11 protein-coding genes are annotated in these 11564 nt (G+C 43.5%); 1 reads left to right on the top strand and 10 read right to left on the bottom strand.

Annotated features, from left to right (window positions below; all coding sequences use genetic code 11):
- Positions 1–96: 96 nt before the first annotated feature.
- A complete protein-coding gene (locus tag ACI35L_RS15115) occupies positions 97–558 on the top strand; it encodes a GyrI-like domain-containing protein (protein ID WP_049670527.1) in 462 nt (153 codons plus the stop codon).
- A gap of 112 nt (positions 559–670) precedes the next feature.
- Here the strand turns inward: ACI35L_RS15115 and ACI35L_RS15110 are convergent, their stop codons facing one another.
- From ACI35L_RS15110 to ACI35L_RS15065, 10 genes are all read right to left on the bottom strand, one after another.
- Positions 671–2446 (bottom strand): ATP-binding protein, encoded by a 1776-nt coding sequence (locus tag ACI35L_RS15110; protein ID WP_269431777.1) that lies wholly within the window; start codon positions 2444–2446, stop codon positions 671–673.
- The gene (locus ACI35L_RS15105; protein ID WP_439803218.1) at positions 2446–3165 is read right to left on the bottom strand and encodes a response regulator; all 720 of its coding nucleotides are present in this window, start codon (positions 3163–3165) and stop codon (positions 2446–2448) included. The genes ACI35L_RS15110 and ACI35L_RS15105 overlap by 1 nt, the downstream gene beginning before the upstream one ends.
- 272 nt (positions 3166–3437) lie before the next feature.
- Positions 3438–4610 (bottom strand): c-type cytochrome biogenesis protein CcsB, encoded by a 1173-nt coding sequence (gene ccsB / locus ACI35L_RS15100; RefSeq protein ID WP_049670524.1) that lies wholly within the window; start codon positions 4608–4610, stop codon positions 3438–3440.
- Positions 4603–6249 carry a cytochrome c biogenesis protein ResB gene (gene resB, locus ACI35L_RS15095; protein WP_439803217.1) on the bottom strand — a complete coding sequence of 549 codons (1647 nt, stop codon included), beginning with the start codon at positions 6247–6249 and terminating at the stop codon, positions 4603–4605. The genes ccsB and resB overlap by 8 nt, the downstream gene beginning before the upstream one ends.
- A 16-nt stretch (positions 6250–6265) precedes the next feature.
- Positions 6266–6793, bottom strand: coding sequence for a thiol-disulfide oxidoreductase ResA (gene resA / locus ACI35L_RS15090; RefSeq protein WP_439803216.1), 528 nt, complete (start codon positions 6791–6793; stop codon positions 6266–6268).
- A gap of 94 nt (positions 6794–6887) precedes the next feature.
- Positions 6888–7616 (bottom strand): 23S rRNA pseudouridine(2605) synthase RluB, encoded by a 729-nt coding sequence (rluB, locus tag ACI35L_RS15085; RefSeq protein WP_049670521.1) that lies wholly within the window; start codon positions 7614–7616, stop codon positions 6888–6890.
- 228 nt (positions 7617–7844) lie between these two features.
- Positions 7845–8375: a spore maturation protein gene (locus ACI35L_RS15080; protein ID WP_049670520.1), complete on the bottom strand. Its 531-nt coding sequence runs from the start codon at positions 8373–8375 to the stop codon at positions 7845–7847.
- A 1-nt stretch (position 8376) separates the two neighbouring features.
- Positions 8377–8970, bottom strand: coding sequence for a nucleoside recognition domain-containing protein (locus tag ACI35L_RS15075; protein ID WP_049670519.1), 594 nt, complete (start codon positions 8968–8970; stop codon positions 8377–8379).
- Positions 8963–10072, bottom strand: coding sequence for a D-alanyl-D-alanine carboxypeptidase family protein (locus ACI35L_RS15070; RefSeq protein ID WP_049672842.1), 1110 nt, complete (start codon positions 10070–10072; stop codon positions 8963–8965). Before ACI35L_RS15070 ends, ACI35L_RS15075 begins: the two co-directional genes overlap by 8 nt.
- A gap of 573 nt (positions 10073–10645) precedes the next feature.
- Positions 10646–11515: a superoxide dismutase gene (locus ACI35L_RS15065; RefSeq protein WP_439803215.1), complete on the bottom strand. Its 870-nt coding sequence runs from the start codon at positions 11513–11515 to the stop codon at positions 10646–10648.
- Positions 11516–11564 lie beyond the last annotated feature (49 nt).

Here is an 11564-nt window from a genome sequence, read left to right as displayed (position 1 = left end):
TTATATTAACATAATTAAAATGGTTAAAAATCAAGTAGACGGGTAAAGAATTCCGAAGATATAACTATATAAAAAAACAAAAGAGGAGTGAAGAAGATGCCCAAAATATCTCGAATTGAATTAGTTCAGCAAAACGAGCAGCCCGTACTTGCCATTCGGACGATGACTTCGATTGAAAAGCTTCCGCAATTAATCGGCGAGAGCTATCAAAAGATGGCAGATTATTTAGCGGAGCTTGGGGAATGTTTATCAGATGTTCCTTTCGTTGCGTATCATAATATGGATATGCATCATTTGGATGTGGAAATAGGCTTTCCTGTGATGAAGAAACTGCCCGATAAAGGCGATTTGAAGTCAGGATGTATTCCTGAAAGCAGGTCAATTTTCTGCATGTATCTCGGTCCATATGGCGACATAGAGCCAACTTATAATGAAATGGCTGAATTTATGAAGCAAAATGGCTATGAACCAACCGGGACAGCCTATGAATATTATTACAATGATTCTGATTTTCCGGAGAAGGTACGATTAACGAAAATTGTTATGCCGATTAAATGAGAAGTGCAATAAAAAGAGGACCTCAGCGTGCTTGCTGAGGTCCTCTTTGATTTGAATGCGTTACCCATGTAACAAGATTATTCTCCCCGCTTCCCCCATAAAACACGAAATCCTACTTTTTTGTTGGGAGGAAGAAGGTAAATGTCGTACCGTGTCCTAATTTGCTCGATACCTCGATTTTGCCGCCGTGGCCATGAATAATGTTTTTCACGATGGCAAGCCCTAAACCGGTGCCAGCACGGCCCCTCGTTCTAGCCTTATCCACCTTGTAGAAGCGTTCGAATACAAACGGCAGCTCTTCAGCAGATATTCCAACTCCTGTATCCTTGATCTCAAATATGATTCCGTTAGGACCTGTACGCTGAATGATACGCACCTCTCCGTTTTGCGGTGTATGGCGCAGAGCATTATCGACAAGGTTTGTAAATACTTGCTCCATACGGTCAGGATCAAATAATAGAATAGCATCTGGCTGGGTGATTTCGGCCACAATCTTGATTTGTTTTTCCTTTGCCAGTCCTTTGAATTTCTTCACTATTCGCTCGATAAAGCTGCCAATTTCCACCTCAGATTTATTTAAGGAAAGATGACCTGCCTCCATACGGGCGAGGTCCAGCAGTTCATTCACCAATCGGCCCATACGCAAGGATTCATCATAAATGACTTGTGCCATCTCCTTCTTCTCCTCTGGCGTTTCGGCAATATCATCGATGATAGCTTCACTATACCCTTGCATCATAGCAATAGGTGTCCGCAGCTCATGTGAAACATTGGCGATAAAATCCTTCCGCATCTTATCAAGCCTCCGCTCCTCCGTCATATCGCGAAGGACAGCAACCGCACCCCGTACCGCTTGAGCATCATAAAGAGGATTCATCAGAATGACCCAATCATGACCTTGCACGCTTACTTCCGCAATCTTGGTTGTTTCTGTTTCCTTGACCTCTTGGAATAAACTCAGCAGTTTCTCCGGCACTTGATTGCCAGTTTGCAGCTCTGCCAAGTCCGTTTCATCCATTTGGATATAGCTTAGAAAATCCTCAGCAGGCGGATTGGTGACAAGTATCTCCCCGTCACGGTTAAACGTGATGACCCCATCAGCCATACTGCTCAAGATATTGGATAGATTCTCCTTCTCCTCCTGCAAGGCACTCACATTATGCTTCAGCTGCTTGGCCATTCGGTTAAAGGTTCTCGATAAGTCACCAATTTCATCATTTGATATAATCGGGACCTTCATGTCAAATCTCCCTTTTGAGAGCTCCAACGCACCCTCCTTCAGCCTTCTGAGTGGAGCTGTCACTCGAGTCAGCAGGAAGAAGGCGAAGACTGTTGTCAGAATGATTCCCGCCAAGACGGCTATCAGAATGAATTTCGTCGTGGAAGCACTCGTACTTTCACTTGAATCAACGGATTGAAAGGCATAGATGGCTCCTTCAATATTATTTGTATCCAGCGGAATACCGACAATGGTTGCTTGCGTTACATTGTCCCCTTTCAATACGGATGGCAAGTAGGTCGTTTCCTTCACTTCTTTCTGATCGAACAAAGCGTACTTTAGTTCTTCATCCTTTTGAAAAAGCTGCGCTATCTCATCCTCATCGGCATCCTGTAAGCTCGTATAGACGGTTCCATCCTTTAAGAGAATGACAACGCCGACGCCCTCATCGGTTGTTTCCCAAATAATATCGAGTACGTCTGCGTAATTCTCATGCTCTGTAATAACCGTCTCCACTTGATTAGCTGTCAAAAAGAGTGACTGCTCTGCCTCTTGCATGCTTTGATTGTGAAAGAACTCCAAGAGCAGAACTGTCAGAATGAACAAGACGAAGGAAAAGAGCAGGATAATGGTTAACCATAGCTTGCCAACCACACTTTTCCAAAGCATCAGTCTATCTGCACCTCAAATTTGTACCCGACTCCCCAAACGGTTACAATCATTTTCGCGGCATCCTCAGACACTTTATTTAATTTTTCTCTCAATCTCTTAATATGCGTATCAACGGTTCGCAAATCTCCGAAGAATTCATAATGCCAGACTTCTTTAAGGAGTTGCTCACGTTCAAATACTTTATCTGGTGTTTTCGCCAGGAAGTGGAGAAGCTCGTATTCCTTCGGTGTGAGGGCAACCTCTTTTCCGTCAGCGAGCACACGGTGTGCATCATTATCGATTGTTAAATGATCAAAGACAATAACATCCTTTGTGGAGCCTTCAGCCTGTAAATAAGATGTCTTAGACGCCCTTCTTAAAAGAGCCTTCACTCTTAGCACAACTTCTCTAGGACTGAAAGGCTTAACGATGTAATCATCTGTGCCAGCCTCAAAGCCTTGTACACGATTCACTTCCTCGCCTTTTGCTGTCAGCATGATCACAGGCGTGGCTTTCTTTTCGCGCAATTCCTTGCAGACTTCAATCCCATCCTTGCCAGGCATCATTAAATCGAGCAATATTGCATCGTAATCATTTGACAAGGCTAGTTCTAAAGCATCATCACCATTTGCAGCCTCATCAATCACGTAATCTTCTCGCTCTAAATACATTTTCAACAATCTTCTAATTCGGTCTTCATCATCAACTACAAGCAATCGGATGGTGCTTTCTTCCATCACCCGAACCCCCTTCATGGAAACTATTCCAGTACTTAACAACTTATTAACCTCAAAATTCATTATACCTTGATAATATTAGTTTAGGAATATAAAACTAAAAATTCTAAGAAATAGGAACTAGAACACACCTTAATAAGATGCCTAATCCTTCATTACTATTATCATAACAATTTTTGTGAACTTTTTAAAAATAATGGCTCCCAAATCTATCTTTTCCACACAAAAAGGTCAAATCTGTTACAGATTTGACCTTTTCACCATTTATCTATTTAAGCATAGGAATGAAGACCTGCGATAACTAGGTTAACGACAATGAGATTAAACATGATGATAGCAAAGCCTGCAACGGCCAGCCAGGCTGATTTCTCACCATGCCATCCTCTTGATATACGCAAATGAAGGAACGCCGCATAAAATAACCATGTAATAAGCGCCCATACTTCTTTCGGGTCCCATCCCCAGAATCTTGACCAGGCAATCTGTGCCCAAATCATGGCAAAGATCAAGGCTCCGAGCGTGAAGACGGGGAAGCCAATGACAATGGAACGATAGCCGATTTCATCCAGTAAATTCAGATTGACTGATTTCACCAATGGCTGCAAAGCGGCTCCAATTCGCTTCCTCAATACTAAACGAAGAAGACCATAAAATACAAAGCCGGCTAAAACAGACCAAATGACTGTATTGAATTTCTTTGCATTGATGAATGCCGGCATATCGATGAGCGGTTCCATTCCTTCTCCTGCTGTCAGCTTCGCTTCATGCGGACCGAATAAAGCCGGCATTGTATAGGAGGCCGTTTCCTCTGCACCATCTTTATTCACCCAAGTATAGTCTGCCTTGTAATCTGCTAATGAGAAACCTGTGGTTACAGCGACAAATCCAACAGTTGAGATCAAGAAAAAGAGAATAGCTTCAAGCCAGAACGTTCTCTTTGAAGCCTTCGTCTGGTCAATAAACTTCAATAAATAAATCAACCCTGCTGCAAAGCTGATAGCAAGAATCGCTTCTCCAGCTGCAGCTGTCGTCACATGAATTTGCAGCCAATGGCTCTTTAATGAAGGGACCAGCGGCGAAATATCGCGCGGGAACATGCTTGCATAAGCAATGATTAAAAGAGCAATCGGCATCGTGAAGACACCTAGAATAGAAGCCTTATAAATAAAGTAAATAATAATGAAGGCACCGACCAGCATCATTCCGAAAAATGTCGTAAATTCGAATAAATTACTGACAGGTGCATGTCCTGAGGCCATCCAGCGTGTGATGAAATAACCTACCTGAGCCGCAAACCCAATAATGGTCACCGTTATTCCGGCTTTTGCCCATCCTTTGTAGTTTCGTGTATCTGCCTTCCCTTTTATGGAGCCGGCAAAAATGAACGTTGATACTAAATAAAGTATAAAAGCTGCAAACAATAAATTACTGCTTAGTTCAGCCACTCACTTCTCCCCCTTTAGTTTGACTGGATTCCTCCTCGGTTTGGTCAACCGGAAGCGGTATTGGAGTTCCCTCCAATATCTCATTTATCTCACGCTTAATTCCATACCAGTTCTTGTTCGTATGGGCTGCAACCAAGATTTCTCCATCCTTTTGCTGAAGCCAGATTCTTCGGTGCTGCCAATAGGCCCCCTGTACAACCCCAATCATGAAAATTAAGCCGCCAAGCCCCAAAATCCATAATGTAAGATCCTTCCTGACAGTCAGGTAGGTTGAGTATTGATAATCAATGCCGCTGAATTTAATGGCGTATTCATTCTCACCCATCGGCTCAAGGTTCTGCTGAATACCAATGAAGGCAACCTCAGGCTCCGAATTGCCCGGCGTATACAGGTTAAAGATAAAGGCTGGATTATTCGGATACCTAGACTTTGTGGTCGGCTGATTATTCTCGTCGAATTCAAAATCCGGGAAATAGCTGGCAAGCTGGACTTTATAGCCATTTCCAAGATCATAGGAATCTTTCGGATTCTTTAAATCAACCGTAAATTCCCCAAAGCTTTTCTCTGATGATTTATTGATGAAAGAAAAATTCATAGATGAAAATGATTCTTCATAAGAGGTTTGATAGAGGGCAAATGATTCAAATTTCAACGGATCATTAACAATGATGGGAAAATCCTTCACCTTCTCAAGCTCTGGTTCTTCACCAGGAATCGTTTCGCCGATATGTTTGTAAAGAGTCGCATTCGTCTGATAATTGCTGACAACTGAGCCTGTCCGCTCAAGCGCCGACTCAAACTTGGCGTCTGCTTCCTTATCATACGTTTCAATGATAAACTGATTATTCTTTACATAATACTCCCCATTGGTTCCAGGGACGGCGACGGTCTCCCCTTCAGGAATACGCATGTACTCATTTACATACATGCCTGGTACAAAGCGGAGCATCCCGCCAATCAAGAAGATGATCAAGCCAATATGGTTGACATAGGGACCCCAGCGCGAGAACCGATTCTTCTCAGCTAGAATATTCCCGTTTTCTTCTCTAATTTTGTACCGCTTTGCAGCAAGTCTTTCTTTAATAAGCTCATAGGTTCCGTCAACCATTTTCGTCGATTGGCCGAAAATCCGCTGTCTTCTCATGAACTGTGGATGCCTGGTGACACGCTGATTCTTCAAAGCGCGGTATAAAGGCACAAATCGATCCAAGCTCGCGATAACGAGCGATACCCCGAGCAAGGACACAAGCAGCAAGAACCACCATGAGCTGTATAAGTTATGTAATCCTAATTCATAATAAATCTTCCCGATGGTTCCGTACTCATTCTCATAAAAAGTATTTGCCGGCTCACCGGCTGGAATGAGGGCCTCCTGTGGGAAGATAGTTCCAATGGAGGCGGCAATGAGCGGAAGGATGATTAAGGTGACCCCTACTTTGACAGAAGAGAAGAAGGTCCATACCTTATCAATCACGGTTTTATTATACGTTTGGGAACGCCTTGCGCTGCCCTCGTATTTCATATCCAGTAATTTCTGCTTTTCTTCCTCTGTCTCCTTCTCTAGCACCTTGCCGCATGCTTCACACAGCACCGTTCCATATGGATTGATGTGACCGCATTCACACTTAATTTCTTTCATGAAACATTACCCCTTGTTATGGCTGAATTTGTTCCATCATCTGCTGGATCTTTTCCTCTGTTAAACTGCCAGTCGTGTAATCTACGACTTTTCCATCCTTATCGATTAAATAAGTGGCTGGCAGGGTATTAATCAAATAATTTTGCTGAACAAGATTATTCTTATCAATAACAATTGGAAATGTCAATTTATGTCTGTCTCTGAATTTCTCAACGACAAAATCCGCCTCATTCACATTGACGGCCACTACATGGACGCCTTTATCCTTGAATTGCTCATATTGGCTTTGGATATAGGGCATTTCATATTCACAAGGCTTGCACCATGTTCCCCAGAAATTAAGGAATACACCCTGCCCCTTGTACTCCTCCAGCACATGCTTCGTTCCCTCTAGGTCAGTCAAAGCAAAATTCGGCGCTTCATCACCTTTATCAAGTGACTTTTCCTTGTCCATCGTTAAGCTGGAATAGACGACATACACGACAGCACTAGCCAAAACAGCCAAAATGATCGTTCTCATCCAAAAACGCTTTTGTTTGTTCATACGTGCCTTTCCCCCATTTGTTCCTGTATGTACCCATTAAGCACCGCCTTTGTCCCCGATTGCATAAAAGCAGTGCCCTGGTTTGCTAGACAAATTATCTATTTTTATTTAGTGCCATATTACGGAGCTGTTTCACCTCATGCGGTGTTAACTCGCGGTAATCGCCTGTATTAACCCCATGCAAGGTCAAGAAGCCGTATGCCTCGCGTTTTAGTTTCATGACAGGCATACCAATTGCCTCAAACATCCTTCTGACCTGTCTATTACGGCCTTCATGGATGGTCAGCTCAATGATGGATGTCTGCTTCCTGCGGTCCATGGAAATCATTTTCGCCTTTGCAGGAGCTGTTTTTCCATCCTCAAGCATAACGCCGCGCTCTAATTGGCGCATCGCTTCACGGCTTGGAATCCCCTTTACTTTTGCCACATAGGTTTTTTCAATCTGATATTTCGGATGCATAAGCGCATTGGCGAAATCACCGTCATTCGTTAATAAAAGCAAGCCAGATGTATCATAATCCAGCCTTCCAACCGGATAGATGCGCTTTTCAACAAACGGGAATAAGTCTACGACCGTTTTGCGTCCCTTATCATCTGATACAGCCGAAATGACTCCGCGCGGTTTATAAAGAAGGTAGTAAACCGGCTCTTCCTTCTCAACTGGCACACCGCTGACCTCAATATGGTCATTCGGTCCTACCTTAACACCAAGCTCCCTGACAACCTTTCCATTCACGGTTACTTTCCCTTCCTGAATCAGTTGTTCAGCCTTGCGTCGTGACGCAATCCCGGCTTGGGCTATCACTTTTTGTATTCTTTCCATTCATAATCACCTGTCTAATTTTACTTTTTCTAGATAGTTTACACAAATCATAGGGTTTCTACCTAATTGTTCATTATACTTTGTTTTTCGCGAAAACGATATGTTCATTCATCGATATTATTTCATTCCTAGCTCGGAAACACAAAAAAATCGGCTTAAATCGCCGATTTCTATCATTTATTCCTATTTTTAACATACAAGGAGATAATTTGTCCAATTTTTGAACATTTATTGAAACATGATTGTTGCCAGTATAATGGCTGCTCCGATTCCTACCAGGTCCGCCCATAAGCCAACCTTAAGTGCATCCCCCATTCTTTTGATCCCGACTGCGCCGAAATAAACCGTCAAGACATACAAGGTCGTATCCGTACTTCCTTGAATCGTTGAAGCTACTCTGCCGATGAACGAGTCAGGACCATAGCTAGCAATCAGATCACTCGCCATTCCTAAAGCGGCATTGCCGGAGATAGGCCTGATTAAGGCAAGCGGAACAACCTCTGAAGGCACCCCCAATACATGCAAGGCAGGCTTTATCCAGGAGATGACCGCATCCATCGCACCGGAAGCGCGAAAGATTGAAATAGCCACCATCATTCCAATTAAAAAAGGGATGATTGAGAAGGTGATTTTAACCCCCTCCTTCCCTCCTTCTACAAAGCTTTCATAGGTTGGAACCTTCTTATAGGTGCCATAGGCTAAAATCAATAGAATCATGACAGGAATCATCCATAGCGACAGGGCTGAAATCCATTGCATATCACTCTATCCCCTTTCGCACCCTCTTATAATAATAGAACCGGTCAATGAAGATTGCCGCAATCGTCGCAATGACAGTAGCCAATAAAGTCGGCCCGACAATTTCAGTCGGATTGGCTGAATGATAATGGATGCGAATGCCGATGACAGTCGTCGGGATAAGTGTTAAGCCTGATGTGTTTAAGGCAAGAAAGGTAATCATTGATCGGCTCGCTGAATCCTTGTTCCCATTCAGAATTTTTAATTGTTCCATTGCCTTGATGCCAAGCGGTGTCGCCGCATTCCCGAGACCTAATGTGTTAGCCATTATATTGGAGACGATATAACCCATTGCCGGGTGATTCGCCGGCACATCTGGGAAAAGACGGGAAACAATTGGCTTAAACAATAAGGATAGCTTCTCAAGCAAGCCTGAATGCTCAGCAATCTTCATCATCCCGAGCCAGAAGACAAGAATACTCATCAATCCAAAACAAAGGGTGACAGACTCCTTCGCACTCTTGAATATCGCCTCATTGACCTCTGCAATCGTCCCCGTAAACATAGCATAGACAATTCCTATGATACTGAGACCGACCCATATATAGTTAACCATTCCGATCAGCACCTGCAAAAGTCATAAACACATGCATCCATGTTTCCATGACCGTCTTTTTCTCTTTCTTTAAATAGATGGGCTTCTTATAGAGAACCTCCCCATCCAGTATCAGCTCGGCAACCCCAACCTTTTCAGGCCATTTCTTTTCGTTCCTCCATTTTTTCTTTGGCTTTTGCAGCTTATAAACTACTTTGACCTTTTCCTTCTCCTCATCCGTCAGCGGATAGATCAATGACGACCTCAAATGAGCCTTCTTTTTGTAAAAGCCTTTCTTAACGGCATCAATCGGTCCTTCTGGAAGCACCTCGACAAGTGAATACTGGTCAAAACCTGCCTCGTAAAGGGCGATATGGTCTGCCCAATCAGTTGAATCATCAATCGTAACCGTTATGAGGTCAACTCCGTCCTTTGAAGCAGTCGTGACAAGAGTTCGTTTGGCCTTTTTTGTATAACCAGTCTTTCCTCCTGTACAGTATTTATATTTTTCGGTAAGGAGACGGTTTTTGTTTTTCCACACGCGATCCCACGCTTCATTCGGATTAGGGGCTCTATGTATTTTCGTTCCGGCTATTTTACGGTAATTCTTATTCTTCATCGCATATTGAGTCAGGATAGCCATATCGTAAGCAGTGGAGTAATGATTATTGGAGTCATCCAGGCCATGCGGATTCGTGAAATGACTGTTCTCCATCCCAATCCATTCCGCCTTCTGGTTCATCATGGTGGCAAATCCCTCCACACTTCCTCCCACATATTCTGCAATCGCAATAGCCGCGTCATTTCCAGACCGGAGCATAAGGCCATAAACAAGATCGCTTAGTTTAATCTTCTCCCCGACCTTCAAATAGATGGCAGAGCCCTCTGCCTTCAAGATTGATTCACTCACCGTTACGGTTTTGTCCATCTTCCCTGACTCAATCGCCAGGATAGCCGTCATAATTTTAGTGATGCTCGCAATCCTTCTTTTTGTATGAGCATCCTTCTCATATAGAATCCTGCCGGTACTTTGCTCAATCGTAATCGCACTTTTTGCACCGACCTGCATGCTTTTCATTTCCTTTGCCTGCACCTGGTTCTCTTCACCTAGAATGAAGGTCATACTCAATATGCAGACGAGAAGGCTCAACAGAATCTTCTTCCCCCATGAGGAGGATTGACTGCTATCGGACAGGTTCTTTTTCTTCGACCGCGCTAGATATCTTTTCACCACACTCGTCCTCTCCAACGTTTTAGTACAAGTCTATGCAAAGACCCGACTAAACAGAATCTTTTTTCGATGGTGATGTAAACAACACTCTCCTCTTCCTGTTGGCATTTTTCTACCGCTAAAAATGTACATTTGCTGATTTTTAGCTCCAAATAGCTTGGCTTGGCCATTTTGATATACCGGACTATATAGCAGCTTCATTTTCATAAAGTTTATTTAAGATTTATCTTTTTATAGGTGTTTGAGGGCGTAATGAAAACGTGAAGAGCGAAATAACCAGACTATGGGTGCTGAATTTAATATATGGAAGAACTATTCACCGTAATGCGCAATCAGGACAATCCCATTTAGCGAATAGTAAACACTATGTAAGTTGACAGAAAAATATACGGAATCAAGCAAAATTATACATAAAAAAACTGACCTGAAAGCCTTACTGAACTTTCTACGGTCAGCCTCTATTCCTTACTTCCTATACACCTTCCAGCCGAGCTCCTTCGCCTTCCCAAATCGAGCACTCACATCAAGCCAATCAACGACTTCCCACCATTTGTCTACATATTTTCCCCGTTCCGTCTTGTATTGCAAATAATAGGCATGCTCCCATACATCAATGACAAGCAGCGGGATCGTATCCCATTGGGTCAGAATCATATGACGCTCAGATTGAAGAATTTCAAGGCGATGTGCCCTTGCCGACCAAACAAGCAAAGCCCAGCCGACACCCTCTACCTTCTTAGCTGCTTCAGTGAAGTGCTTTTGAAACATACGAAAGCTGCCAAAATCCCGGTCAATCCATTCCCGCAATTCACCCTCCGGCCCGCCTCCTCCATTTGGCTTCATATTATGCCAAAAGATTGTATGCAAATAATGCCCAGACCCATGAAAGGCCGCCTCCCTTTCCCAATGCTTCAGGAGGTCAAAGTCATTCTGCTCTCTTGCTTCCTTCATCTTGAGCTCCGCTTTATTCAGGCCGTCTACATAGGCTTGGTGATGGACTGAATGATGAAGCTTCATGATTTCGCCGCTTATGACAGGCTCAAGGGCATTATAGGCATAAGGCAAGGGCGGGAGAGCGTGCTGCCCTGGCGGCACATATCCTCCATTTTGGTGAACCTGCTGAATAGCTCGCTCTAAACTATTTGCGAGAGCTTGCAGCTCAGACACGTCCTTATCGGAAGGAAACTGCTCATTCAAAGTAAATAAATAGGCATTCAGCTTCTCAAGGTTTCCTGATAGGGATTGACGGACGTCTTCCCCTCTTTTCGCCGCCCATATTTCCACCCCTGATACCCAACGGGCAATTTCATCCACATATGATTGTATAAGTGTCACCTCCAAAGAATCCTTGCCTCATTGTATTCAAAGGAGGGGATGATTTATG

Origin of the sequence: Pradoshia sp., assembly GCF_051873915.1 — a bacterium.
Lineage (GTDB): Bacteria > Bacillota > Bacilli > Bacillales > Pradoshiaceae > Pradoshia.
This window is presented reverse-complemented; position numbering and strand designations above follow the sequence as displayed.